Genomic DNA, 26,681 nt, shown 5'->3' on the forward strand with positions numbered 1-26,681 from the left:
AAAAAGCACTATCTTTGACGAAATTGACGATATTTTTTGCACTTTTTGAAATTATTTCAATTTTTCGCAATATTTCGACACGTCCTATTCCCATGTTAAATCCTGGGTAATACGAAAAAAGACCGTAAACCCGATGGATAGACTGGGTCTTACGGCCTTTGTAAATGTATAGTGAAAACCAGAACAGGTCCTACTTGCTACAAGATATATTGGCTTAAATCGCGATCCTTGGCTATATCCCCCAACTTCTCCCGAACATATTCGGGGGTAATCGTCATTTTTCCCAAGGTTAGTTCAGGCGCTTCAAACGATAGGTCCTCCAGTAACTTCTCCAAAATCGTATGGAGTCTTCTCGCTCCGATGTTCTCCGTATTGGCATTCACGCTGGCCGCAATGGCGGCGATCTCGCGAATCGCTTCCGGAGAAAACTCGATTTCGATTTCTTCGGTCCGCAGAAGCTCAACATACTGCTTGGTCAAAGCGTTCTTGGGCTCCGTTAAAATCGAGACAAAATCATCCAACGACAAGCTGCTGAGCTCTACCCGGATCGGAAAACGCCCCTGCAACTCGGGAATCAGATCGGACGGTTTGGCGATATGGAAGGCTCCGGCCGCGATAAACAGAATGTAGTCCGTTTTGACCGGTCCATATTTGGTCATCACCGTAGATCCCTCCACGATGGGCAAAATATCGCGCTGAACACCTTCCCGGGACACGTCCGGACCGGAACCTTGGCCCCGGCTGGCGACTTTATCGATCTCATCGATAAAAATAATCCCGGTTTGTTCAGCACGCTCCACCGCCTCCTGAACCAGGTCGTCATGATCGATCAGCTTTGACGCCTCTTCCTGGGTCAGCACCTTTCTCGCTTCCTTAATGGACAACTTTCTGCGCTTTGTGCGGCGCGGCAGCAGGTTTCCAAACATCTCCTGCATATTCATACCCATCTGATCGTTCCCTTGGCCGGCAAACATATCCATCATGGTCGGGGCATTGTCCTCCACCTCGATCTCCACGATGTCGTTCTCCAGTTGCCCGGCAAGCAGTTTGAAGCGGACCTGGCGGCGGCGTTCCGCCAGATCGCCGTCCTCCTCGGACTGCTCCTGAGCCCCTTTTGTCTCACCGGCATTCTGGTTTCCGAACAGCAGCTCCAACGGATTCCGGCTGTTCTTGGACTTGTTCGGGGACGGCACGAGAATTTGCACCAAGCGTTCATTGGCTAGATCCTCAGCCCTATCCTTCACCTTCTCGGTCCGCTCCAGCTTAACGGTGCGAATCGCGGTTTCCACGAGATCGCGCACCATCGATTCCACGTCTCGCCCGACATAACCGACCTCCGTAAATTTGGTGGCCTCAACTTTGATAAACGGAGCACCCACCAGTTTGGCAAGACGCCGGGCAATTTCCGTTTTCCCCACGCCGGTGGGGCCGATCATAAGGATGTTCTTCGGCACGATCTCATCCTGGACTTCTTCGCTCAGCAGACTGCGGCGGTAGCGGTTTCGCAAAGCGACCGCCACCGATTTCTTCGCCTGCTTCTGCCCCACGATGTACTTATCCAATTCGGCGACAATTTGTCTGGGCGTTAAATTGGCGTTAGGCATAAGTTCGTTCCCCCGATCACAATTCTTCAACGATGATGTTGCTGTTGGTATACACGCAAATCTCCGAAGCAACCTGAAGCGCTTCACGCACGATGTCTTTGGCCTCCAGCTGCCCGGCATGGCGTTTCAAAGCCCGGGCCGCCGAAAGCGCAAAGTTCCCGCCGGAGCCGATAGCGAGCACATCGTCATCGGGCTCGATGATCTCCCCGCCTCCCGAAATTAGCAACATTCCGGAGTGATCCATCACGATCATCAGCGCCTCGAGCTTGCGCAGAACGCGGTCCTGGCGCCAATCCTTTGCCAGTTCCACCGCCGCCCGCTGCAAATTCCCGTGATGCTCCTCCAGCTTCCCTTCAAACTTCTCAAACAGGGTGATGGCGTCGGCCACCGACCCCGCAAAACCGGCCAGGACTTGACCTCTGTACAAACGGCGGACCTTTTTGGCCGTCTGCTTCATGACGACGCTTTCGCCGAAGGTCACCTGGCCATCTCCGGCGATCGCTCCTTTGCCGTTATGTCGGACCGCGCAAATCGTGGTCGCATGAAAACTAGGAACCATAGCTACCGCTCCCTTTCATTACTCAATTTCTAGATGGAATCGCTCTTTTATCGTATGCCTCAACCCGGTCCTATAGCCCCGTACGATCCATGAAAGTACGCAGGCTATCGAGAGCGCGGCGGGCAAGCGCTTCATTTTTTTCCGCTTTTTTCCGGTGCCGGGTCTCCAGCTTCGGAAACAACCCGAAATTGGCATTCATCGGCTGAAAATGCTTGAAGTCAGCGGTTGTGATGTACCGCGCCATACTGCCGAGCGTCGTATCTTCGGGGAAGATGATCCCCTCCCGCCCGGCATACGCCTGCGCCGCATTAATGCCCGCGATAAGACCTGAAGCGGCCGATTCAACATATCCTTCCACCCCGGTCATTTGCCCGGCAAAAAAGAGCGTCGGGCGCTCCTTCAACTGATAAGTCGGCTGCAATAATTTAGGCGAATTGATAAACGTATTGCGGTGCATCACGCCATAACGAACGAATTCGGCGTTTTCGAGTCCGGGGATCATGGAGAACACCCGCTTCTGTTCGCCCCATTTCAAATGCGTTTGAAATCCTACCAGATTGTACAGCGTGCCTGCCGCATTATCCTGACGCAGCTGAACGACCGCATGCGGAAGCTTGCCCGTGTGCGGATTCACGAGCCCGACCGGCTTCATCGGACCGAACAGAGCCGTTTGTTTGCCGCGGCGCATCATAATCTCGATCGGCATGCAGCCTTCAAAATACACTTCTTTTTCAAACTCTTTCAATTGGGTGACCTCGGCCGCAATCAAGGCCTCATAGAACGCCTCGAATTCTTCCTCCGTCATCGGGCAATTCAAATACGCGGCCTCCCCCTTGTCATAACGGGATGCCAAGTAGACTTTGCCCATATCGATAGAGTCCTTCTCCACGATCGGAGCGGCCGCGTCATAGAAATAAAAATAGTCCTCGCCTGTCAAACTCCGGATCTGCTCCGACAGAGCCGGGGAGGTCAGGGGACCGGTGGCGACGATGACGATACCGTCCTGCGGAATCTCCCTGATTTCTTCATTCACAACCTCGACAAGAGGGTGCTCATGAAGCGTCTTCGTAATCTCGCCGGAGAAACCGTCCCGGTCGACGGCCAAGGCGCCTCCCGCCGGTACGGCATTCCGGTCCGCGGACCCGAGAACAAGCGAGTTCAACATGCGCATTTCTTCCTTCAAAACGCCGACCGCATTGGTCAGGCCGTTTGCCCGGAGCGAGTTGCTGCATACCAGTTCCGCGAATTTATCCGTGTGGTGGGCCGGCGTTTTGACAACCGGCCGCATCTCATATAACGTAACGGGCACGCCCCGGCTCGCAAGTTGCCAGGCGGCTTCACTGCCCGCCAGGCCCGCTCCGATGACGGTTACCCTATTCTTCTCTGTCACTTTTGAATTCCCCCGCATCTCTCGCTGTAACGCATATTCTAGTTCATTCAAGTTTAGGAATTATTCCACTGCCGCCTCATCATCCTGCTCTTCAATCGGCTCTGTGTAATCGCAAGCGGTACATTGCAGCTTGCCCCCCTGTTTGTTTCGCTTAACGACAAGCAGCGAGCTGCACTTCGGGCAAGGCTTCGGCGACGGCCGGTCCCAGGACACGAAATCGCATTCCGGATATCTGTCGCAGCCATAGAACACGCGTCCCTTTTTGCTGCGGCGTTCGACGACATGCCCTTCTTTACACTTCGGACAGGTGACTCCGATGTCCTTGACGATCGGCTTCGTATTCCGGCAATCCGGGAACCCGGAGCAGGCCAAAAACTTACCGAAGCGACCCAGTTTATATACAAGCGGCTTTCCGCATTTTTCGCAGATCTCATCGGAAACCTCATCTTCGATTTCGATTTCCTTCATTTCTTCTTCCGCGACTTCCAGACGCTTCTCAAAGGTCTCGTAAAATTCGCCCAGGACCCTCACCCAATCTTCGGAGCCTTCCTCCACATGGTCAAGGTCACCCTCCATATGGGCGGTAAATTCAACGTCCAGAATCTCCGGGAAAAATTGCTCCATTTGTTCAATAACGAGCTCACCAAGCTCGGTAGGCACGAATTTCTTCTCTTCAATCGCCACGTAACCGCGTTTCTGGATCGTTTCCAGCGTCGGGGCATACGTACTCGGCCGACCGATCCCGAGCTCCTCCAACGTCTTCACAAGCCGGGCCTCCGTATATCTTGGCGGCGGCTGGGTAAAATGCTGCTTCGGCTCAATCGATTCAGGCGTCAGCTTATCTCCGCTGTGCAGAGGCGGCAGGAACTTGTCGTCCTCGGTGGTTCCATCATCATTGCCTTCTACGTATACCTTCATAAAGCCCGGAAAGCGGATTTTGGATCCCACGGCCCGGAAGGTCGCGTCGCCTGCGGCAATATCCACGGACATCGTATCCAGAATCGCGGAAGCCATTTGACTGGCCATAAAGCGTTCCCAGATCAGCTTATACAGCCGATATTGGTCGCGGCTGGTAAACGCTTTAACCGATTCGGGATCTCGCATAGCGGAAGTCGGGCGGACCGCTTCGTGAGCATCCTGGGCTCCGGCCGCCTTTTTGGAATACTGCCGCGGCGATTCAGGCACGAAGTCTCCCCCGAACTTGCCGACGATATATTCCTTCGCCTCTTCCTGGGCTGTTGTGGAAATCCGCGTCGAGTCCGTACGCATGTAAGTGATCAGACCCACGGTGCCCTCCTTGCCGAGGTCTACACCCTCGTATAGCTGCTGGGCCACGGACATCGTCTTGGCCGCACGGAAGTTTAACTTCCGCGCCGCTTCCTGCTGCAGGGAGCTGGTCGTAAAAGGAGCCGCAGGATGACGCAGCCGTTCCTTCTCCTTCACATCGGCGACCCGGAACTCCGCTTTCTCGATGGACTTCAGGATTTCTTGCACCTGTTCCTCGTTGCCGAGTTCCAGCTTCTCTCCCTTATATTGATGGAACTTGGCCTCAAACGGCGTTTGTCCGGTTTTGAGTTTGGCCGTAATGCTCCAATATTCCTCCGGAATAAAAGCCGAGATTTCATTCTCACGATCGAGAATGATCTTCACGGCAACCGATTGAACGCGGCCGGCCGACAACCCTTTCTTAACCTTTTTCCACAACAGCGGGCTGATCTTGTAGCCGACCAGACGGTCCAAAATCCGCCTCGCTTGTTGGGCATTAACAAGGTCCATATTTATTTTTCGCGGAGTTTTAAAAGCATCTTTTACGGCGTCTTTTGTAATTTCGTTAAAGACGACGCGGCAGCTTTCCGATTGGTCCACATCCAGAACATGGGCCAAGTGCCAGGCGATCGCCTCTCCTTCGCGATCCGGGTCAGCCGCCAGATAGATTTTCTTCACCTTTTTGCTGGCATCCTTTAGTTCTTTTAAAACTGAACCTTTCCCACGGATTGTAATATACTTTGGACTGAAGTCGTTCTCCACTTCAACCCCGATCTGACTTTTGGGCAAATCGCGAACATGACCCATTGAAGCTTTCACGATGTATTTGCTCCCTAAGTATTTGCCAATCGTTTTCGCCTTGGCCGGCGACTCGACGATGACGAGAGAATCCGCCACAGGTTCATCCTCCTCTCATACAGCTCACTACTGATTTTCTCGATATTTTGAATTCTTGATATATAGCCTTAATATGAAACCACTCACCGAAGAATGGACTATATAATCCTATAAACAGAACCCGGCAACTGAACTACCGCTTTTTTCATGATTAAAGATAACAGAACTGAATGTAAATGTCCAAAATCCCACCCGGAACGATGCAGCAGTTCCTCAAAAGCCATGTCTCCCTGCTCCAACATATGGTATATGGCCCGCTCCTCAGTTGTCAAATCGGCTGCGGACGGCATGGCCTCGGGACCCTCATAAGCCCTTGGCAGGAACGATTCGTATTCCTCCAAAACGTCCGCGGGCTCCATGACCAGCTTGGCGCCTTGCTTAAGAAGGCCCAGCGTCCCCCGGCTCTTGGGGGAAGTAATCGGGCCCGGCACGGCGAACACGTCGCGGCCTTCCTCAAGCGCCTGATCCGCCGTGATCAGCGAACCGCTGCGGGAATCGGCTTCCACGACGACCGTCCCCCGCGTCATTCCCGCCAGGATCCGGTTGCGCTGCGGAAACAATCCGGGATGCCCCGGGGTGCCAACCGGGTACTCGGACACCAGGAGCCCGCGCTCCGCGATGCACCTGTACATCGCGGCATGCTCCCTCGGATAAGCTACGTCGATCGCCGTTCCAAGCACCGCGATGGTCGATCCTTCCGCACGCAGCGCGGCTTCGTGGCAGACGCCGTCGATGCCGCGAGCCAGCCCGCTGACGACCGTCACCCCTGAGCTGCATAAAGACTCCGCAAGCCAGGCGGCCACTTTGCGGCCGTAAGCGGTCGGCACCCGGGTGCCGACCAAGGCGACGGATAAGCTGTTCAGAAGCGCCCGGTTCCCGATGGTATACAAAACCCAAGGCGGTTTTCCCGTTTCCTTCATTAATATAGGATATGACTCATCGAAAATCGTGACCGGTTCAATACCCTTCTGCCGCATCACTTCCGCTCGCTCCTCGATCCAGCCGGCCGTAAACCGCTCCGTCACGCGGAGGGCCAATTCCGGTTCAAGATCCCGCTCCACCCAATCGCCGGGTTCGAAATCGAGAGCGAACGCCCAATCCTCATTCTTCGACAAGATCCCTTTTATTTTTTTCCATCCCAAACCGGGGCATTCATGGAGTCCTATCAGAATCCAACGTTTATCCATCCCTTCCCTACCTCCCTCTCGGTTAAGATCAATCCATAAAAAAAGCAACCCTCCATCCCTTTAGGAACAGAAGGTTGCTTACCTTTGGTTTGATTATACCAGAAATCCCCTAATGTGTCGTGCAGGTATTCAAAATGCCCTGCTCTTCGAGCACACTAACCAGGGTCGCACCCATTTCGGAAGGCGTCGGCGCCACGCGGATACCGCATTCCTCCAGCTTGGCGATCTTCTCGCTGGCCGTCCCTTTGCCCCCGGAGATGATCGCGCCGGCATGGCCCATCCGTTTACCCGGAGGCGCCGTTACGCCACCGATAAAACCGACAACCGGCTTCTTCATATTGTCGCGAATCCACTCCGCCGCTTCTTCCTCCGCCGTACCGCCGATTTCCCCGATCATGATGACGGCGTAAGTGTCCTCGTCCTCGTTGAATCTCTTTAGAATATCGATAAATTCCGAACCTTTGACGGGATCGCCGCCGATCCCGACCGCCGAGGATTGACCGATGCCGCGGGTTGTCAACTGATGAACCGCCTCATACGTGAGCGTACCGCTGCGCGACACGACGCCCACATGGCCCGGTAAATGGATGTATCCCGGCATGATGCCGATTTTGCACTCGCCCGGCGTAATGACGCCCGGGCAGTTCGGTCCGATGAGAACCGTTTTTTTGCCTTCCATATAACGCTTTACTTTGACCATGTCCAGCACCGGAATTCCTTCCGTGATGCAGATGACCAGATCCATCTCCGCTTCAACCGCCTCGAGAATCGAATCCGCGGCCGCCGCGGGAGGTACATAGATGACGCTGGCGTTGGCCCCGGTAGCTTCCTTGGCTTCGCGGACGGTATTAAAAACCGGAAGGCTGACGGTTTCTCCGTTCTCCAAAGCGATATCCACCGTTGTCCCGCCTTTGCCGGGCGAAGTTCCTCCGACCATTTGCGTCCCGTAATCCAGTGCCCCTTTGGCATGGAAAAGGGCGGTTTTTCCCGTAATCCCCTGGGTGATGACTTTTGTATTTTTATCGACCAAAATACTCATGCTTCGAGCCTCCCGTTCATGGATATGGTGATGAGATCAAGATACGAGCGAAACGATTTTTTGCGCGCCGTCCGCCATCGAATCCGCGGACACGATCGCAAGGCCAGACTCGGCCAAAATCAATTTGCCCTTCTCCACATTCGTGCCTTCCAAACGAACCACGAGCGGACGATCCAGCCCGACCTGCTTCGCCGCTTCCACGATCCCGGAGGCGATGACATCGCATCTCATGATGCCGCCGAAAATATTGACGAAAATCCCCTTCACCTTCGCGTCGGAGAGGATGATTTTGAACGCTTCCGTAACTTTCTCGGCCGTTGCGCCGCCCCCTACGTCCAGGAAGTTGGCCGGATCCCCGCCGTAGGTTTTGATGATGTCCATCGTGGCCATCGCCAAGCCGGCACCGTTGACCATACAGCCGATATTCCCGTCCAAAGCGATGTAGCTCAGATCATACTTGGAAGCCTCGATCTCCTTCTCGTCCTCTTCTTCCAAATCGCGCAAGGCCAAAATATCCGGATGGCGGAACAGCGCGTTGGAATCAAAGTTAAGCTTGGCATCAAGCGCCATCACATCCCCGTCGCCGGTAACGACAAGCGGGTTGATCTCCGCAATGGAGCAGTCCTTATCGACAAATGCGCGATAAAGCGCCAGCATAAACTGGGAAGCCTTATTCACCAATTCCTTCGGAATGTTGATGGCAAATGCCAATCTCCGGGCTTGATAGGCCTGTAGACCTATTGCCGGATCAATCACTTCTTTAAATATTTTTTCAGGCGTCTGCGCCGCCACTTCTTCAATCTCCGTACCGCCCTCTTCGGAAGCCATCATCACGACGCGTCCGGTCGCCCGGTCCACCACGACGCCGACATAATATTCCTTCTTAATATCGCAGCCCTGCTCAATCAGCAGCCGCTTGACTTCCTTGCCTTCCGGCCCCGTTTGGTGGGTAACCAGCACCTTCCCCAGAATCTCCTGAGCATAAGCGCGTACTTCATCCAGGTTCTTCGCGACCTTGACACCACCGGCCTTCCCCCGGCCTCCAGCATGGATTTGCGCCTTGACGACAACCACCGGACTGCCCAGCGTTTTCGCCGCCTCTACGGCTTCTTCCACCGTAAATGCCACTTGCCCTTCGGGGACGGCGACCCCGTACTGCTTAAGGACTTCTTTTCCTTGATATTCATGGATATTCATGCTTGGAATCCTCCTATCAACAGGCGGTTTTAATGGTAGTCAAACAATAGTAAAACCCAAATTATTGTACCATGTTTTTAAAACGCTTTCCTTAAAAAGTTCATGATTTATACACAACTTTTTTATATCATAATCATCTCATTCCGAGATGAATTTATCCGGTTTATTGGATGTATCGCGGCAATGATAGCGTTTTAGCTATGCCAAATTTCGATGAAACCCGCAAATTTCCTTTAATTTTGTCGAAAAACACTTAATCCATTATTGTGCTATCTGCACTTGCTTTTTTTCATATATATCACTTGTTAATCTTGGGTAATGAACTAGGTAACGATGTCGCAAGCTCCTGTATAAATAGTATATAATTGGAATTGAACTGATTTTTACTTGAAACTGGATCTGTCGAACTCCGTATTCATAAAAAAGGAGCTGATCTTGTGTTTATCGCGCTTGTGCTCATGTTGATCGGGATTTTGATTATTTTTTATGGTATATTTACCAGAAGAAAGCCTTCTTTCGGTTGGAGAAGCAATGAAGGCTGGAAAGTCAAGGGCGACTCGGAACCGAGCGAATCTTATTTGGAGTATATGAAATTTGCGGGTTTTGTAGCGATTCTGCTTGGCTCCTTCTTTTTGGTGTGTGGTCTTCTAAGCTTATGGTCGGCCTTGGCTTCTTAATGACCCGGGGGCAAACCCGGGGTTGACTTTTTAGCGGGAAACTTCTAAGATACGAACATAAGAATATGGAAAATATGGAAGCACCTTTTTTCCGGAATTCGGCCTAACCGGCCTTTCAACGGGAGAGGGGTGTTTTTTATTGTACGGAAAACTGTATAGCGCCTGTCTTTATGGAATCGACGGCGTTTTAATTGAAGTCGAGGTGGATTTGGCGAACGGGATCCCGCAGACCCAGGTGGTAGGCTTGCCGGATTCCGCGGTTCGCGAAGCGGTAGACCGCGTAAGGGCAGCCATCAAGAACTGCGGCTTTGCCTTTCCGCTGCAGCGGGTGACCATCAATCTTGCTCCGGCCGATTTGCGGAAAGAGGGCACGGCCTTTGATCTGGCGATCGCGCTCGGGCTATTGACCGCTAGCGGTCAGGTCACCCTTCCGGCGAGCGGAAACATGCTGGTTATCGGTGAATTGGCTCTCGATGGAACACTGCGCGGGGTTCCAGGAATCCTTCCCATGGTCGACCTGGCCCGCAAGCGCGGCTTTCAGGCTGTCCTTGTACCCAAAAGCAGCGTCTCGGAAGCGCTGCTGCTGGAGGGGGTCACCGTCTTCGGCATCGGCCATCTCAGTGAACTGGTTCCCGGGTGTCAACGGGATCAAAACCTCACGGAATCGGTTGTCCTTCATTCTTTAGACCATTTAAAGCAAACGAGAAGCAGCGTGCCTGCCGGCAATCCTGCCCAACTTCCGGACACCCTGCGCGAGGATTACCGAGACGTGCTTGGCCAACGGCCGATCAAGCGGGCCCTGACCATCGCCGCGGCCGGAATGCACAATATCGTGCTCATCGGCCCGCCCGGCACGGGCAAAACGATGCTCATCCGCCGCCTCCCCGGGATATTACCCCCGCTTACCCCCGAAGAATCGCTGGAGGTTACCAAGATTTACAGCTCCGCCGGCAAGTTGAAGCAACGGGACGGCTTGATGACCAAACGGCCTTTCCGCTCGCCGCATCATACGATTTCCGGTGGGGGCCTTATCGGCGGCGGAAGCATCCCCAAACCGGGCGAAGTCAGCCTCGCCCATAGAGGCGTCTTGTTCCTGGACGAACTGCCGGAGTTCTCCCGCAACGTCCTGGAAGTACTCAGACAGCCGCTGGAAGAGCGGATCGTCACGATCAGCCGTTCACGGGCCGCATTCACCTTTCCGGCGCACTTTTTGCTCGCCGGGTCGTTAAATCCGTGTCCGTGCGGCTGGTTCGGATCGGAATTCCCCCAACCCGTTTGCACCTGTCCGCCTTTTCGAATCGCTCAATATCGGGAGAGAATTTCCGGGCCCTTGCTTGACCGGGTGGATATGCAAGTGGAGGTACCTCGCCCACAGCGCTGGCAGGAGGATACGAAGCCGCTCTCCTCGAAAGAAATGCGGGAGCAGGTGCGGCGGGCCGAACAAATCCAACTACAGCGTTACCAGGGCCTGGGGATTTCCCGGAACAGCGAATTATCCGGCAGCCTGCTGCGAAAATACGCCCAGATGAGCTCGGGAGCTGTACGTTTGTTGGATGCCTCCTTTGAAACCCTGGGACTCAGCATGCGTGCCTACGACCGGATCGTGAAGCTGTCACGCACGATTGCGGACCTGGAGGGACTGGAGAATATCCGGGAAGAACAGGTTGCAGAAGCAATTCAATACCGCCACCTCGACCGCCGGCAGTTGGATGTATCGGGATAATCCAATACAACAATTTCCAAATTTATTATCGATCAATAAAATAAATTTAGGCTTCTTGCTTTGGGATAGCGCCTTACCCACCACCTCTCCACTAACGTATAATGTGCATACAACTATACTAAAGAGAGGATAAATCAGATGATTGAACTAGCCTTGGCCTTTCAGGATAAGGATGGGCAGTACGCTGAGCATGCAGGTGTCGTTCTTGCATCGATTTTCCATAACACGAAATCCGCGGTGAATGTTCATATCTTGCACGATGAAACACTGAGTGAAGATAACCGGCAAAAACTTTTTGAGTTGGCGACCGCCTTTAATCAGACCATTCAATTTTATCCGGTTGCCATTCCTGAAGACCTGCGCCAGGTGATGGAGAATGTGGCTTCGGTTAACGTCTGGACAACAGCCTGCATGTATCGGTTGCTGATACCGGGACTAGTGCCGGTAGACAAAATCATTTATCTGGATTGCGATATTCTGGTAAACATGGATATTGAAGAACTATGGAAAATTGAGTTAAATGGTGCTTATTTGGGGGCAGTTTGGGACCAGAACATTATGAATGTAACGCATACGATCAGTTCCATGGGGTTAAATCCGGATCTTTATTTCAACTCAGGGGTTATTTTATTCGATTTGAACAGCATCCGCCAAAAACCTGACTGGTATGGAGAAACGCTGAACTTTTTCCGGAATTTCCCGGGTACTACCATGCCCGATCAGGATGCCTTGAATGCGGTTTACGGGGGGAATTACCTTCCGCTCGACCTGCGTTTCAACCTTTTTAGCATGGCGGCGGCCGACCCTGACTATCATAATAAAATCGTCCATTTCGCCGGAGAAGATAAATGTTGGGACCGCCATTCCCCAGGCTGGGAACTGTACCTCAAATACCTTAGTTTGACGCCGTGGAGCAAACAAGCACCCCATTACTTCGTGACACCCGCTGCTGCAAGGGAGATAAAGGGCCAGACGCGCATAAGACGAAGAAAGCGGAAAGCGACGGGAGTAAAACTCCGATCAAAAAGGAGCAGAATTCCCCGCATCGCTTTACCCCATTCGAAATCGGTCAAATCCGCGGGCAGGCGCAAGGCGACTCTCCGCAAAAAAAGAAGGGGAACTCGCCGGCGGCCCCTATAAGCTAACAAAAACAAGCGGATGACACCTCTCTTTCGTCAGATCTAAAGCCACGGGGCCCTTTTAAGTAGAAAAAAGAAGTACAGAACCATGTGGTTTTGTACTTCTTTTTTGGCATTGCCAAGTCATATTCCTTACGTCCGGTTTCAAAAGGCAGCCTTAATATGTTCCAGGGTCAACTCGTCCCCGAGGCCAAAAGTAACGGCGACCACGTCAAAACGAATAAGAGCGGCGGATTTGCCGGTTCGTTGAAAATAAATCGCAGCCGTATCGCGAACCTGCTTGATCTTGCGGGCCGTCACGGATTCCGCCGGCGTGCCGAAGGCTGAATTCCGGCTTTTTCGGCTGCGTACCTCCACGACGACGAGTACGCCCTCCTTTTTCGCCACCAGGTCCAGTTCCCCGCTTCTGCAGCGCCAGTTCCGATGCAAAATTTCATACCCTTGGCCGATCAGGTAATCGGCCGCCAACTGCTCGGCCCGCCGGCCCCGGGCTATGCGCTCATCCCGGAGTCCACGACTCTTGTCCTCCGACGAAGAGTAGTGTTTACTCAAGATCCATCCCTCTTTCCGCAAGCTTGTCCGAGCGGTAGATAAAACTTAGGATCTCGGCAACCAACGTATATAACTCCGGCGGGATTTGCCGGTCCAGGTCGAGCTTGGACAGCACCTCGACCAAAGCCGCATCCTCCTGAACCGGTATATCGTTCTCCCGGGCCAGATCCAGTATTTTCTCCGCCAGCAGTCCGCTGCCCTTGGCCGCCACTACCGGGGCATCATGCTTCTGCGGATCGTATTTCAAAGCGACGGCTTTTTTCAAGGAAAGCTCTCGCTGTTCGTCCTTCTCGTTCATACGCGATAATCCACCCCTTTATAGGGACTGGGCGCATAAGACAGGGATGGGGCCAGCTCGTGTCCCGGCTTTTCTCCCGTTTCCCCCGACGGAATCAGTGGCTCGGCCTTTAAAGACAGCAGACGGTATCCCGCGGCATCGAGCGCGGCTTCGATCTCCTGCTGCCTGGATTCCAAGAAGACCCCGGCGATATCCCGTTCGCTATAAATTTTGAGCAGCACTTTTTTATCCGCCACCTGCACATCCACCATGAGCTGTCCCAGCGCTTTCATCTGCAGGTCAAACCAAAGCCGGCAGTTATCGGCATCAAGTTCGCCTTTTCTTCCGCGGCGCGATTCGATGTGAACCGCGGCGGTCTGCTCTCCGTCCGGCCCGATAAACGGCAGGAACATCGTCACCTGGGCAAAAGGCGCGGTCCGGTCCGTCGTCAAAAGCAGCTGCTGTCCGGTCAGCTGCTGGACGATTTGCCGGGCGGTCTCCTGGAGCGGAGCCGGCAGATCATCGGCGGCGGCAACCTGCAGCAGGAGGCTTTTCAAGGTGTCGCGGGCGCTAGCCGACGCGGCGTCGGGCGCCTCCTGCGCGGCCGCGCCCGGCAGCGCCGCTGCACCGGCCGGGTGCGCCGGCGCCGACTCCTGCGGGCCCGCCCCGATCTCGGCGGCGATGGCCGCGGCGGCCGGCCCGGCCAAGCCGGGCTGCCCCGGCGCGGCCTGCTGCACGCCGCCGGGAGCAGCGCCCGCGGGCGATGGCGCTGCGCTTGCCGCGGGCTCGCCGGAGGCGCCCGCGCGAAGCACCTGCTGCTCGTGCTCCGCACCGAGCAGCTTCAGCACGCGCCCCACCCACGGCTCCGCCGGGGGGGTGGGGCGCTGCTGCGGCGAAGGCCCGGCGGGTCCTTCGCCGGGCACCGCCGCTGCCGCAGGCTCGCCGGCAGCGGCAGCGGCGCCCGCCAGCGGCTGTTGCCCGCCGGCGGCGCCGGTCCCGGCCGTCCCCGCTGCGGGCGGGGACGCGCTCCCCGCGGCCGTGCCTTCCAGCAGCACGGCCGCCTTCACTTCGGAGAGCACGGCCTGCAGCTTCTGCAGAAGCTGCGGTGGGAGCCCGCTCTCCGGCTTGACATTGGCCCCCTGGCTCATCATAGCCGCCGGGGGCTCCGGTTCCGCGGCGGCGGCTTGAGCACCCGGAATGCCGCCGCCAGTTGCCCTTACGGCCCCTTCAGCCTGCGGGGCCTTCCCAAGCAGAGCCTTCGCTTCCGGACCGGATGGCTCCGCGGTTCTTCCGGCCGGTATTCCGCCTTTTCCGTCCCATGCCGTACCGGCGGCATCTTTTCCGGCAGGCAAACCGGCTTCCGTTGAAGCAACTTGCCCGAACCACTGGCCCAACTGCTCTTCCAGCGCGGATAACAGCGTATGGAGCGGCGGGCCAAATACGGCCTGCTGCAGGCCTCTAACGGTTTCCCCCGTAAGAGGGAGCGCGCGATTTATGGCAATCCCCGCCGCATGAATCCACTCCGCCAACGGAGTCTCGGGCGGCTTCAGACTATTTAACGATAAGAGCTTCGTTACGTTTTCTTTTGTCAATGGAATTCCGTTCGTCTGCATCAACTGCAGCAAATCACGGTTTTCCGGAGTGTTTTCCAGTCCCATTGTTTCCAAAGCGCTGGCTAAAGAGGCCGCCGACATCGTGCCTGCCGGCGTAGTCTGAATCGGCTTTAACATTAGGACCCCATCCTCCATCTGAGGCTGGACCTGCAGCAACGTAGTCTGTCCTTCCTTCAGCGGAGTCTCCAATGTAGCATGCAATTTGACCCCCTGCACTTGAATAACCGCTTCCTGGCCGTCTTCCGAAACACTTAACACCGTCCCCCGAACGACCTGACCGGCTTTCAAATCCAACGTCTTTGGTGTGCCGGGCTTACTCTCCCCGATCATGCCGCGCAGTATAGGTCCAATATTCATTATCCCACTCCCATCCGCCAAAGTGTATGGAAAACCCGCCCTTGCGGGGCGGGCTTGTTAAAATAAGGTTTGTTCTTCAACAAATAAGTTCCGCATAAAGCTTTTACGATGCATAGGCGTTGGACCGAGAGCCAGAATTTGCTCTCTGTGAAACTTCGTGGCATACCCTTTATGTACCGCAATCCCGTATTCGGGATAAAGCGCATCCCAGGTCCCTTGACATAGCCGGTCACGCGTCACTTTGGCCACGATCGAAGCCGCAGCGATCGATTGACTCGTGGCGTCCCCTTTAATCACCGATAACTGCGGAATCGGCGAGTCGATTTTCTCGGCATCGATAAGAAGATAATCCGGAGCTACCGCCAATTGCTCTACGGCCTGCTTCATGGCCAGGCGTGTAGCCTGTTTTATATTGATTTGATCAATTGTCTCGGAATCCGCATAACCGATTCCTACTGCGACCGCCTGATCCATAATAAGATCATACAGCACGTCCCGTTTTTTCGGACTTAGCCTCTTGGAGTCATTGACATCCTCCAGAACTAACCCTTGCGGTAAAATGACCGCAGCAGCCACCACATCGCCAAACAGGCATCCCCGTCCGACTTCGTCAATGCCGGCGATATTGTGGTATGACCGCCAATATTCTTTTTCATACATTAATAGATCGCTCATAGTGCCTCCTTCATGACGCAACCTTATACAAGCTTACTCTTCTGGATTGTGATGATCAAGTTCTTCCGGACTCCGGCCGACTTGTCTGGTTATGCATGAACATGACTGAAGACAATTCAACGCATCACCTTTATTATCGGCATATAACCTCTATTTTGAGAGTAGATGCCTAAAATTCATCTTACCTAAGTTAGACATCAGTTTCTTTTGTCCTATAGCTAAAGCCACCGGCTTAGCCTTTGGCTCCCATTAGCCCTATTGCTGAACCCCGGTCTACCTGGGGGGCATAGAAAAAAAAGCACGAATCCCAGTGGATTCGTGCTTGGTACAAAAAGCGAACGTAGCGTCCGTCCATGCCCGTTAATAAGGGGCTTCCAGGCTATACCTGCCCAGCTTTCCGGCGCGAAGCTCACGAAGAAAAATGCCGGAAGCCTTCTCCAAATCCACCCGTCCGCCGCTGACGATACAACCGCGTTTTCGACCGATCTCTTCCATGACGGCTACGATCTCGTCGGGATTTTCGGTATCCTGCGGCTGCTCCTTCAGGTCAAATCGTTCCTGAAGCGGATTCCAGTAATACTTCGACAAGTATTTGACCCCGAAAAAAGCGATGTCCTCAATATTTAAAATTTCCTCCCGGATCGCCCCGGTCAAAGCCAGACGATAACCTACGTTCTGATCCTCAAACTTGGGCCAGAGAATACCCGGGGTGTCTAGAAGCTCCATTTCCGTTCCTACCTTAATCCACTGCTGGGCTTTGGTAACCCCGGGACGATCGCCCGTCGCGGCGATGCTCCGTCCCGCCAGGCGGTTGATCAGCGTCGATTTGCCGACATTCGGAATCCCCACGATCAGCGCCCGAACGGCACGCGGGTTAATTCCTTTGGCCAATTGACGTTCGATTTTGTCCCTGAGTAGTTCCTTCGCCATCACCGGGATGTCCTTCACGCCTTGCCCGCTCGTGGCATCCACTTGAATGGCCGCATGGCCTTCTTCCTTAAAGTAATCGATCCACTGCCGGGTAATCGCCGGATCGGCCAGATCCGCCTTATTCAAAACAATGAGCCGCGGTTTTCCCTGCAAAATCTCGTCAATCATCGGATTTCTGCTGGATAACGGAAGCCTGGCGTCAATGAGTTCAATCACCACGTCAATCAGCTTCAGTTTTTCCTGGATCTGGCGGCGGGCCTTGGTCATATGTCCGGGAAACCATTGAATTGTCATGCTCTTTCACCTCTAGCTCCCGATTAGCCAGGCCAACCGGATGTCGTTTAATAGTGCTTGATGAATTGGATATCTTTCAAAGGCCAGAACACGAGATCCGCCCGGCCAATAATGTCCCCGTACGGCACGAATCCGATTCTCCGGCTGTCCGTACTGTTGGACCGGTTGTCGCCAAGCACAAAGATATAGCCCTCCGGCACAACGCCTTCCGGAACGAAGTCATTGGGAAAATTCGCTTCCGTATTATAGAGTTCATTATTCCTATGTTTTTCATTCAGGATATCCTGAATATAAGGTTCTTCAATCGCTTTACCGTTGACGGTAACCGTATCCCCTTCCACTTTTACCGTATCCCCGGGAACGCCGATGACCCGTTTGATAAAATCACGCCCCTCGGAAGGCACATGGAAAACGACGACTTCGCCATGTTTAGGCGCACGAATGTCGTAAATAATCTTGTTCACGATAATTCTTTCACCGGTATGGAAGTTCGGCTGCATCGACGGACCGTCCACAATAAACGGGGCAAAGAAAAGCCAGCGAATCAGGAGTACAAGCACGACAGCGATAACGATGGCTTTCAGCCATTCCAGCGCCTCGCTCTTTTCCTTCTTGGGCGGATCTTGCGGGGTTTCCGACGAGACCGGTTGTTCGGATTGAACTTGATGCTCCATAGTTCCTGACCTCTCTTCGTCAAATATGTAAGTTGCCTGTTTATAAAGAAAAACGTCTACCGACGTATTTTAAAAGGAGTTCCTTCAGCTCTGCTGAAATCATATAAAAATTCCTTCATAAAAAAAGTAAAGGGGCTTGATCGCCCAAGCCCCCCTGATCGTTAACGAATTAACGACGTACTTCTTTAATTCTCGCTGCTTTACCGCGAAGTTCACGAAGATAGTACAGCTTCGCACGACGCACTTTACCACGGCGAGCCACTTCGATCTTATCGATTTTTGGGGAATGAAGCGGGAAAGTTCTTTCCACGCCTACACCGTTCGAAATTTTACGAACTGTAAAAGTTTCGCTGATTCCGCCGCCACGACGCTTAATAACAACACCTTCAAACAACTGGATACGTTCACGAGTTCCCTCAATAACCTTTACGAACACTTTTAAAGTGTCACCAGGACGAAAGCTCGGAATATCTTTGCGAAGTTGTTCTTGCGTAATCGCTTGTACGATATTCATCTAGGACTCCCTCCTTCCACTCAGGTGTTCATGCCTCTTCCGGAGAACCTCTTGTTCTCCCTCATCATCCGCAGAGGACCACCGAATTCACAACAAAAAGAATTTTATCATAATTTTCTATGCATAGCAAGGAATTTTAATTGGGCTCTGGCGAAGGGGGATTCGCCAAGCGCATCATCTTCCTCATGTCGAAATGCATACTCCGGATATTCTTATTCTACTTCATCTCCAGCTTGGTCAGCAAATTCAGCATCGCCTGCGCACTCTCGGCTCGGGTCGCGTAAGCCTTCGGGGAGAACTTGCCGTTCCCCTGCCCTTTCATAAGACCAAGTCCCCCGGCTTCCCGGACCGCTTTGGCCGCCCAGACGGAAACTTGCACTCCGTCCGTGTATGTCATCGATTCGGATGCGGCGATCGCTTCTTTAGTCATTCGGTAAGCACGCACCAGCATAACAGCCATTTCTTCACGCGTAATCGGATCGTTCGGCGCAAAGACGCCCTTGTCCTTCCCATTGATTAGACCGTGAAGTTGGGCCGTGCCGACGGCCGATGCATACCAGGCCGAGCTTTCCGTATCATTAAATATGCCGCCTTCCTGAGCGTTCAAATTCAGTCCCCGAACGAGCATGGCCGCAAATTCCGCCCGCGTTAATTGCCGACCCGGATTGAACTCCGATCCGCCCGTCCCGTTTACGATATGCCGGGCCGCAAGCTGTTTGACGGCGGACTCCGCCCAGTGACCGGTAAGATCGGCGAATGCCTTGTTGAGTTCCAATACGGCGTAATGTCCAGCATGCGCAATATCCGCCACGAGTTTCCCGTCCGCCCGCTGGCCGGGAATATAAATCAGCGAGCCGTCATCGGTCACGCGGTATATGCCGGCCAGCTTGCTGTCGATATGACCATCCGGATCCAGCGAAATCGTGACGGGTAGCGGGAACTGTTCCGGCCCGCTCTTTGTTCCGTCTTTCGTAATCACGGCGATGCCCAGGTCAATCATTCCGCTGCCGCGCCGTACTATGTCGGAATCCGCCACTTTCGCCCACAGCGGGTCCAACTCGGATTTGGCCAACTCCCGCAGCTTGATCGAGATGAACGCATCCCGGGATGGAGCCTCCAAGATGTGTTTCTCCACGGCCTGAAGCACTTTGGACGGGATCGTCAATACGACACCGGCTCTCTTCAGCTCAAGCGATCTTGAAACAAGGATTTCCCCTGCATTCCGCGGAAGAAGTACTTCCTGGTCACCGGCCTCGAGGAAAATCGTCACATTTGAAGTACCGGCTTGTAGCGCTTGCCCTGAGACTATTTTTCGGTTGGCCGCGGCTGGCCAGTTATCGGCCATCGATGCGGTAGGAACACCCGCTCCCGTGTTGCCGGAGCTCGAGCTGCCGCCGGAGCCGGAGTCACCGCCACCCGCCGGAACCGGAGCTAAAATAACCGTTCCGCCCTCCGTCATAGCCTGGAGCGTCACCGTGACTTTCCGCTCCGAACTTACCCGGTATTCGGTTCCTCCGTACAGATCCTTCACCTTGCTGCCCGCCGTAAACGGAACCGGCAAGGTAACCTGTTTGGCTTCATTCTTCACATGAATTGCCGTCACAAGCTGCTCCCCGCCGTATTGCTTGGCAAACGCCAGGTAGCCTTCCTTATTGGACGCCGCAATCGGGGTACGCACCCCTTTGGAGAACACTTTCGAGTGATCGGCCCGGATGTTCAATAGCTTTTGATAATGCGTGAGCAGTTTTTTCTCCGCTTCAAGCCGGTCCCACGGCATATCGCTCCGGTTTTCACCGAATTCCCCTTTACTGATGTCCCCTGCGTTTTTGCCGGAACGTCCGAGTTCCTCACCATAATAAATGACCGGTTGGCCCTTGGACGTGATTTGCATCGCGGCGGCAGCCATCATTTTGCCTTTATCCCCGTTGACATAATGGGTCAAAAAACCGTCCTCGTCATGACTGCTGAGGAATTGCCCCATCATCCTCGTATTGTCCAGCTTGGCTTCGCGTTCGGCGAGATAGGCCTCGACCGATTCAACATCGCCGTTCGCCAGTTTTCGCGCTTCCTGCTTGAAGCCAAAATCGAGCAAACTGTCCATTGTACCGCTCTGCAGTTGCCCCCCGTCGCTTTGGACGGTAGCTCCAAAATATTCGCCGATCAGCTTAAAATCCGTATCGATCGCCGTCAGCGCATTTTTGAAAGACTTCCAGGTCGTATCATCGACATGCTTGACTGTGTCCACCCGGAAGTAGTCGATCGTATCCCCACGGTCCGTTCTCGCCCGCTCAAGCCAGCCAGCCTGCCACTCGATCACTTGCTGCCGGACCAACGGATCTTCGGTTAACAAATCCGGCAAACCGGCAAGCTCGCCTTTTACCGGGTCCGTATCTGCCGAGACGCCGTCCGTCCGAAGCTTGCCGGCAAACCTTTCCTTATCCTGCCGGGTAATGCCCGGGGCGTCATCTCCCGGTTTTAAACCATATCCGGTATGATTCAAGACCACATCGACCATGATTTTTATGCCGCGGTCATGCGCTTTATCGATCAGTTCTTTAAAAGTTTCCATGTCCCCTAAGTGTTCGTCGATCCGGGTAAAATCTTTGGCCCAATAGCCATGGTAGCCATACTGTTTACCGTTAAATCCCGCCCCGACATTATAATCGATATTATCGACTATCGGCGTAATCCAGAGCGTATTGATCCCCAGTTTATCGATATAATCCAACTTGTCGATCAAGCCCCTGAAATCTCCGCCGTGATAGGCTTCCAGGTGATTTTTGTCCACATCCGCATTGTTCGCGGGGTCACCATCCATAAACCGGTCTGTCAAAATAAAATAAATCCGCGCTTCGTCCCAGTCAAAATCGTCGGATTCCCCAGCCTGCGCTCGCGTTTTAACGGTCACTTTCGCCGTACCCGTGTGTCGGTTGCCGTACTGGTCCACCAGCGTGACCGGTATGCTCTTGTTCCCCGGCGTCACCGTATCCTTTACGGCGATGCTTTGCTTAAGAAGCTGCGGATCAAGCTTCGCCTTGACCGGTCCGCCCAGCTCCGAAAGGTCGATATACGCATCCTTAAAAGTCACGGATTCGGACGTAATCGCCTCGATGCGCAGCACCGCGTTTTCATCTGTCACAAAAGCCCCCGGATTCACCTCCGCTTTAACGGTTACCTTCGGTACCGAGAAGATAAGGACGGATTTCCCGTTCACCGTATTTTTCGGATCGGTCAGCTCGCGGGTTACGCCGTCTCGGGTGACCAAAAACGTATACTCGTACGTTCCCGGGGCCGCACCCTTCAGGGTGTAGCTGAACCACTCTTTTTCCGGGATATATCTCATCGTCTCCGCTTTTCCGTTGATCACGACTTTCACTTCGGAAATCGTATCGAGGCGGCCTTCACGGAACAGCTTATCGTCCCGATATAGGAACGTAATGTTGCCGTCCTCAAGAACGGGTCCCAGAATACTCGGCAAAATATCCAACTCATGCACCATACTTGTTACATTGATCTTCGTAAAACCTTCTCCCGGAAGTAGCGGGATGATTCGGTCGTCCGGGATATCCTGTTTGGCCGTGCTCCAATCCGTTCCCTTCCGCAGGACAAACCCTACGTTTGTGGCGTCGGGCGACACCTCGATCAGAGCCGTCGCTATACCGTTTTCGATTCTGTCAAAACGGATTTCGTCATTCTTCACTCCAGTATTCCAGACCCACAAGTTCCAATTCGTATAATCGCGGTCCGGACGGATGTAGTTCAACTGCACGTACCGCTTGGCGTCTACAGAGTCGGCTGTAACCGTAACGGTGATCTCTTTTCGGAACCCGCCGTACGTTACGGAAATGACAGCAACGCCTTCCGCGTTCCCTTGAACCAGACCGGAACTTGTCACCGAAGCGACTTTCGGATCGCTGGAGGCGTAAACCGCTTGCTTGGTTACCGTCCGTTTCCCGCCATCTTCATAGTTGGCATAAACCGCTGTTTGGTGCGTTTTTCCGATGGGCAAAGCATAGCTGTCCTTGTCGACCGACAAGTCTTTGATCACGGCTGCGGCCGCATCGGTCCGTATGATTACGGCCGTTAAAGGTTCCAGTGTGATCGAGCCCCCGGTAAGCGTAAATCCGGACTTTACCGTTACAGGATCTTTGCCGGCCTCGTCATTGTCAACCAATACGGCGCCTGAGGTCAGATCTTCAGAAAGCGATAGCTTTCTGGCCTTATTGTCAGCATTAACAAATACGTAATAATTGCCGGTGCCGTCCGTCGCTTTATTTTTAAACGCAATAACGAGATCCTGTGTGCTTATTTCAGGAATTTGCAACAATGTCACGTTCGTATTGACCAACGTCTGGCCGCCGAGCCGGAAAGCATCCGTAGATTTTCTGAGTTCGATCAACCCTGCCGTGTACTCTTTGGTCTTCACTTGCTCCGGAAACGTGTCCGCATCCGTGGCTTTGGTCCAATCGAACTTGTTGACAGCGTCGGAAGAATCATAAGAATCATGGATGAAATAACCGAATGATTTCCCGTTTTCATCCCTAAGTTCATGATATTTCTGCTCCGGAACCCCTTCCCCAAGCCACTGCTTCGTCCGTCCATACTCCTGCCCGGCATGGAGGAAGGCGGTGCCTTGAGACACCAGAGTAAGCAAATTGCCGAGCCGTAACCGTTTCAATATTTCCGCTTCATTGGCGGGAACGGCCGGATCCTTCTTGGTCGCCTGAGCGATGATATCATGCAAGGTCAAATTATCGTGCGCTTCGATATATTGGACCATGTCCCCGGGATCATCGGCCGGGGTGTTGCCGGGCTGGGCTTTTATATTTTTGAATATCGTCTGAATGTCGCGTGCTCCCCCGGTGATAAACCTGGGCTCTCCCTCGTTACCGTATCCCGATTTCAATTCATTGCGGAACTCGTCGGAGAAAACGCCGACATCGTCCGTTTGGTCCATCCAATCCTGATCCGCTCCTTTGCCGGCCAAGGACGGATCGGAAACCGCGCCGCTGAACGTCTTCCAGCCTTCGCCGATAAACAGGGCTTTCGGATGAATGCCGGAAGCCGCGTTGTAGGCGTTTTGAATCGCCTCATAGGTGGCGTCCCCCATCATATCGAAGCGCATCCCGTCAATTTTGTACTCGGTGAACCAATACTTGACGGAGTCGATCATTAATTTTTCGGCCATTTTACGGTTGGTCGCCAGGTTGTTGCCGAAGCCTCCAAGAAAATTGCCGTTCTGATCCTGGAATGCGTAATAATTGGGCACGATGTCATTGAGAAAATCCGCCTTCGCCATATGTGTATACGCAACATCCAAAATGACGCCCATGCCGGCCTCATGAATCGCATGGATCATCGCCTTCAACTCTTTGATGCGCAAATGAGGGTCTGCCGGATCTTCCGAGTAAGCGCCGTCCGGGGAAAAATAGCTGTGCGGATCGTATCCCCAGTTGTACTGGTTATCTTGGGTGGAGTAAGCGGCCTCGGGATTTTTCATGTTCGCTTCATCTCCGTTGTACCAGGCCATGACCGGAAGAAGTTGAATATGCGTCACACCCAGGGATTTGATATATTCCAGCTTCTTGGTAAAAGCGTCATAAGTTCCCCAGGTGGACTGATGCAGATCCGCGGCTATGGCGGGATCCGAGGTAAAGTCGCGAACATGAATTTCCCAGATCACGGCATCTTCCCTCTGCTCATAACCCGGAATATCCGCGAAATCATAGCCCGGCGGATCCGTTTGACTCAGGTCCACGATCGCCGCTTTGCCGACCGGATCCCCATCCGGCCCGGCCTCCCCCCTGGTGTTAACTCTGAATTCCGCCATCGATTTGGCATACGGATCCAGCACCTTCTTGGCGGTCCCGTTATGGGTCACTTCGTACTGATAAAAGTATCCCTTGAAGTCCGGAATCCCCAGGTCCCCTGGTTTTAACGCCAGCGACCATACACCTTTGTCGCCTTTGGCCAGTTCGATGGGCGCCCCGGCGGGACGGGCCGCATCATCTTTATGATAAACTTGAACGGATACCTTTTCGGCGAGAGGTGCCCATAGTTTTAGCTCCGCTCCACCCGCCCGGTAAGTCGCACCGAGATCATCGCCGTCATACTCGTACAGCTCATCCAGCATTCTCCAACCGCTAGCGGCCAAAACCGTTTTGCCCGCGTAAGTTACCTGGAGGGGGATTTCGTCCAAAGTAAATTGAGCTTCCACCTCTACGCTTGTTTCCCCAGTCATATGCACCCGTTGGACCGTAATGGCCTGACCGTCCTTGCCCATGATCCGCAGTTCCCGCTTCAAAGTCTCGGGCTCCAGGCCATCGGTCGAGGTAAGACTCAGGCGCAGCTTTCCGGCTCCCGCAACTTCCGCCGAGACGAGTCCGGTCGGAATCTCCCCATAAGGAGAAACGTAGACCGTATTGTTTCCTTCCTTTATGAACAAGTGGCGGAAACGGTCCATCATGGTAAAGCTTTTATCGCCCGCGTCCTTTCCCGCATCCCCTTTGGAAGGGTCAAGGACCAGAAAACCGATTCTTTGCGCATCGCTCTTCAGCTTGACGTCCACATAAGCGCCATAGCTGTCGCGCCGCTCGCCCGTGAACATTGTTGCGCCGGTCGGCCAGCCGCTGGACGGACTTTCGGCATCGCCCCATAGCCAAACTCCAAAAGCGTCATATTGCTGATCCTGTCTGACGTAATGAATCCTCACCGTATTGGCCGGAAGCTCGGCAGGCTCAAAGCTGTAAGCCGTATCCGTCCCTTCCTTCAGCCAAACCTCATTCATCTGCGGCGTTACCAGTTCAACGGTTTTATCACCGCCGTCCTTGTCACCGGTTGCCGTATTGACGATAACCATCCCGACTTTTTTAGAGGATGCCGCCAACGGGATATCGACATAGGCTCCGTAAGTATCCATTTGCCCGTCGGGGAAAACTGTTGCCCCGGCCGGCCAATTCGCGGACGGAGCCGCCACGTCCTCGAACAGCCACAGTCCCAAATTTCGGTAATTACCGTCCGTCCGTTTATAATGAACCCGTAAATGATTGGCGGGCACCGGGTTCATCTGGCCCGATTTTTCGGAAACCGGAGCTGCGTAATCAACGGAGACCGTATGGTCGATCACGTCATACAAGAAGATTACTTGGCGATTCTCCGTCAAATGAAGCGGTTCCTTCGCAGTCGGGTATATTTCGCTTTCAGGTTCATTCCCCAAGCTGATCTGGAACTCATGAAGGCCTGCGTACACATCGGCCGTTACGGAATACACATGGTCATAGTCCGCGTCCTTCAGGATCAGGTCTGCGTTCGCCGAAGACCCATTTTCGGATTCTCCAGTCCCATGCTGGAAGCTGCCGATCACTCGCGGCAACCGATCCGCCGGAAGCGGTTTGTAAAAAGTGGAATCCGCAATCCGGTGTGTGTGGTGATTATAGTAAAAAGTAACCTCGGTTTCCCGGGGCAAACGAAGCTGGATATTCCCTTCGGAACCCATTCCGTCCGGATGGCTGTAATGATCGATCCCGTAGCTTTCCTTCCCATCGCCGTCAATAGCCACCTTATACTCGAACGTCCCGGCCGGCAATGTTCCGGTAAACCTGTACTCACCGTCTCCCAGATACGTCATTTCGGTAGCCGCCGCGGCGGGATCCCAATTCGTGTCCGACCCGAGGTGCGTTTGCAAATCGCCTGTCACCACAACCTTGGCGTGGTCCGTGTTCGCCTTCACGGCTGGAGGGATCCAAATCATCGAGACAACCATTGAAAACGCTAGGATAATAACCCAAATCCGCCTGTCTGGTGCATTCAACCTCAACCTCACTGTACATAGCCTCCTTTTTGATTCGTGAAATCGACAAAAACGGCGCAAACGCTTGCGCAAACAAGTTTAACTCTCCCTGGGTCCTTTTATGGACAAAGCCGGACAAATTCACCAATTTCAGCTCCAGAGAAGCTTAAACGAAACAAATGTAAACGCTTCATTGGAAACGTTTGCATTTATCATTGTATTCATCCTTATCTCGTCCGTCAACCGTAAATTACGAAGGGGTGGCAGAGTTGGGGTGAGAAATTACGAAAAAAAGACTCGCTCAGGGATGTTGCGGAGTCCAGTGTTT

At 53.7% G+C, this 26,681-nt stretch carries 18 protein-coding genes; 3 read left to right on the top strand and 15 right to left on the bottom strand.

Going from position 1 to position 26,681, the window contains the following annotated elements:
* Positions 1–197: 197 nt before the first annotated feature.
* From hslU to sucC, 7 genes are all read right to left on the bottom strand, one after another.
* A complete protein-coding gene (hslU, locus tag V4U88_RS09305) occupies positions 198–1,604 on the bottom strand; it encodes an ATP-dependent protease ATPase subunit HslU (protein WP_334072990.1) in 1,407 nt (468 codons plus the stop codon).
* 16 nt (positions 1,605–1,620) lie between these two features.
* A complete protein-coding gene (gene hslV, locus V4U88_RS09310; protein WP_148449862.1) occupies positions 1,621–2,163 on the bottom strand; it encodes an ATP-dependent protease subunit HslV in 543 nt (180 codons plus the stop codon).
* Between the two features lie 70 nt (positions 2,164–2,233).
* Entirely contained in the window at positions 2,234–3,553 is a 1,320-nt protein-coding gene (trmFO, locus tag V4U88_RS09315; RefSeq protein WP_334072991.1) for a methylenetetrahydrofolate--tRNA-(uracil(54)-C(5))-methyltransferase (FADH(2)-oxidizing) TrmFO, read from the bottom strand.
* Between the two features lie 60 nt (positions 3,554–3,613).
* A complete protein-coding gene (gene topA, locus V4U88_RS09320; protein ID WP_334072992.1) occupies positions 3,614–5,716 on the bottom strand; it encodes a type I DNA topoisomerase in 2,103 nt (700 codons plus the stop codon).
* Between the two features lie 98 nt (positions 5,717–5,814).
* Positions 5,815–6,903, bottom strand: coding sequence for a DNA-processing protein DprA (gene dprA, locus V4U88_RS09325; protein WP_334072993.1), 1,089 nt, complete (start codon positions 6,901–6,903; stop codon positions 5,815–5,817).
* A gap of 109 nt (positions 6,904–7,012) precedes the next feature.
* Entirely contained in the window at positions 7,013–7,942 is a 930-nt protein-coding gene (sucD, locus tag V4U88_RS09330) for a succinate--CoA ligase subunit alpha (RefSeq protein ID WP_334072994.1), read from the bottom strand.
* A gap of 36 nt (positions 7,943–7,978) precedes the next feature.
* Entirely contained in the window at positions 7,979–9,139 is a 1,161-nt protein-coding gene (gene sucC / locus V4U88_RS09335) for an ADP-forming succinate--CoA ligase subunit beta (RefSeq protein ID WP_334072995.1), read from the bottom strand.
* A gap of 437 nt (positions 9,140–9,576) precedes the next feature.
* On the opposite strand from sucC, the gene V4U88_RS09340 reads away from it, so the two are divergent.
* From V4U88_RS09340 to V4U88_RS09350, 3 genes are all read left to right on the top strand, one after another.
* Positions 9,577–9,816: a DUF6199 family natural product biosynthesis protein gene (locus tag V4U88_RS09340; RefSeq protein ID WP_334072996.1), complete on the top strand. Its 240-nt coding sequence runs from the start codon at positions 9,577–9,579 to the stop codon at positions 9,814–9,816.
* A 139-nt stretch (positions 9,817–9,955) separates the two neighbouring features.
* Positions 9,956–11,539, top strand: a complete 1,584-nt coding sequence (locus tag V4U88_RS09345; RefSeq protein ID WP_334072997.1) for a YifB family Mg chelatase-like AAA ATPase — start codon at positions 9,956–9,958, stop codon at positions 11,537–11,539.
* A 138-nt stretch (positions 11,540–11,677) separates the two neighbouring features.
* Positions 11,678–12,679, top strand: coding sequence for a glycosyltransferase family 8 protein (locus tag V4U88_RS09350; protein WP_334072998.1), 1,002 nt, complete (start codon positions 11,678–11,680; stop codon positions 12,677–12,679).
* A 143-nt stretch (positions 12,680–12,822) separates the two neighbouring features.
* Here the strand turns inward: V4U88_RS09350 and V4U88_RS09355 are convergent, their stop codons facing one another.
* The 8 genes from V4U88_RS09355 to V4U88_RS09390 form a co-directional block, all read right to left on the bottom strand.
* Positions 12,823–13,230, bottom strand: a complete 408-nt coding sequence (locus tag V4U88_RS09355; protein ID WP_334072999.1) for a YraN family protein — start codon at positions 13,228–13,230, stop codon at positions 12,823–12,825.
* The gene (locus V4U88_RS09360; protein ID WP_334073000.1) at positions 13,223–13,528 is read right to left on the bottom strand and encodes an EscU/YscU/HrcU family type III secretion system export apparatus switch protein; all 306 of its coding nucleotides are present in this window, start codon (positions 13,526–13,528) and stop codon (positions 13,223–13,225) included. Before V4U88_RS09360 ends, V4U88_RS09355 begins: the two co-directional genes overlap by 8 nt.
* Entirely contained in the window at positions 13,525–15,477 is a 1,953-nt protein-coding gene (locus V4U88_RS09365) for a flagellar hook-length control protein FliK (protein WP_334073001.1), read from the bottom strand. Before V4U88_RS09365 ends, V4U88_RS09360 begins: the two co-directional genes overlap by 4 nt.
* A 57-nt stretch (positions 15,478–15,534) precedes the next feature.
* Positions 15,535–16,152: a ribonuclease HII gene (locus V4U88_RS09370; protein WP_334073002.1), complete on the bottom strand. Its 618-nt coding sequence runs from the start codon at positions 16,150–16,152 to the stop codon at positions 15,535–15,537.
* Between the two features lie 360 nt (positions 16,153–16,512).
* Entirely contained in the window at positions 16,513–17,376 is an 864-nt protein-coding gene (ylqF, locus tag V4U88_RS09375; protein ID WP_334073003.1) for a ribosome biogenesis GTPase YlqF, read from the bottom strand.
* Positions 17,377–17,423: 47 nt separating this feature from the next.
* Entirely contained in the window at positions 17,424–18,050 is a 627-nt protein-coding gene (gene lepB / locus V4U88_RS09380; protein WP_334073004.1) for a signal peptidase I, read from the bottom strand.
* A gap of 169 nt (positions 18,051–18,219) precedes the next feature.
* Positions 18,220–18,564: a 50S ribosomal protein L19 gene (gene rplS / locus V4U88_RS09385; protein ID WP_114495903.1), complete on the bottom strand. Its 345-nt coding sequence runs from the start codon at positions 18,562–18,564 to the stop codon at positions 18,220–18,222.
* A gap of 217 nt (positions 18,565–18,781) precedes the next feature.
* Positions 18,782–26,326 carry a pullulanase gene (locus V4U88_RS09390; protein ID WP_334073005.1) on the bottom strand — a complete coding sequence of 2,515 codons (7,545 nt, stop codon included), beginning with the start codon at positions 26,324–26,326 and terminating at the stop codon, positions 18,782–18,784.
* Positions 26,327–26,681 lie beyond the last annotated feature (355 nt).

Source organism: Paenibacillus sp. A14 (assembly GCF_036864815.1).
Classification (GTDB): Bacteria; Bacillota; Bacilli; order Paenibacillales; family Paenibacillaceae; genus Fontibacillus; species Fontibacillus sanfengchensis.

What these genes read in the sequence shown, in the direction of transcription:
- V4U88_RS09365 (WP_334073001.1), bottom strand. Translation starts at nt 15,477, where the DNA reads ATGAATATTGGACCTATACTGCGCGGCATGATCGGGGAGAGTAAGCCC.
- lepB (WP_334073004.1), bottom strand. Translation starts at nt 18,050, where the DNA reads ATGGAGCATCAAGTTCAATCCGAACAACCGGTCTCGTCGGAAACCCCG.
- V4U88_RS09390 (WP_334073005.1), bottom strand. Translation starts at nt 26,326, where the DNA reads ATGGTTGTCTCGATGATTTGGATCCCTCCAGCCGTGAAGGCGAACACG.
- sucD (WP_334072994.1), bottom strand. Translation starts at nt 7,942, where the DNA reads ATGAGTATTTTGGTCGATAAAAATACAAAAGTCATCACCCAGGGGATT.
- ylqF (WP_334073003.1), bottom strand. Translation starts at nt 17,376, where the DNA reads ATGACAATTCAATGGTTTCCCGGACATATGACCAAGGCCCGCCGCCAG.
- V4U88_RS09370 (WP_334073002.1), bottom strand. Translation starts at nt 16,152, where the DNA reads ATGAGCGATCTATTAATGTATGAAAAAGAATATTGGCGGTCATACCAC.
- rplS (WP_114495903.1), bottom strand. Translation starts at nt 18,564, where the DNA reads ATGAATATCGTACAAGCGATTACGCAAGAACAACTTCGCAAAGATATT.
- sucC (WP_334072995.1), bottom strand. Translation starts at nt 9,139, where the DNA reads ATGAATATCCATGAATATCAAGGAAAAGAAGTCCTTAAGCAGTACGGG.
- hslV (WP_148449862.1), bottom strand. Translation starts at nt 2,163, where the DNA reads ATGGTTCCTAGTTTTCATGCGACCACGATTTGCGCGGTCCGACATAAC.
- V4U88_RS09360 (WP_334073000.1), bottom strand. Translation starts at nt 13,528, where the DNA reads ATGAACGAGAAGGACGAACAGCGAGAGCTTTCCTTGAAAAAAGCCGTC.
- V4U88_RS09350 (WP_334072998.1), top strand. Translation starts at nt 11,678, where the DNA reads ATGATTGAACTAGCCTTGGCCTTTCAGGATAAGGATGGGCAGTACGCT.
- hslU (WP_334072990.1), bottom strand. Translation starts at nt 1,604, where the DNA reads ATGCCTAACGCCAATTTAACGCCCAGACAAATTGTCGCCGAATTGGAT.
- dprA (WP_334072993.1), bottom strand. Translation starts at nt 6,903, where the DNA reads ATGGATAAACGTTGGATTCTGATAGGACTCCATGAATGCCCCGGTTTG.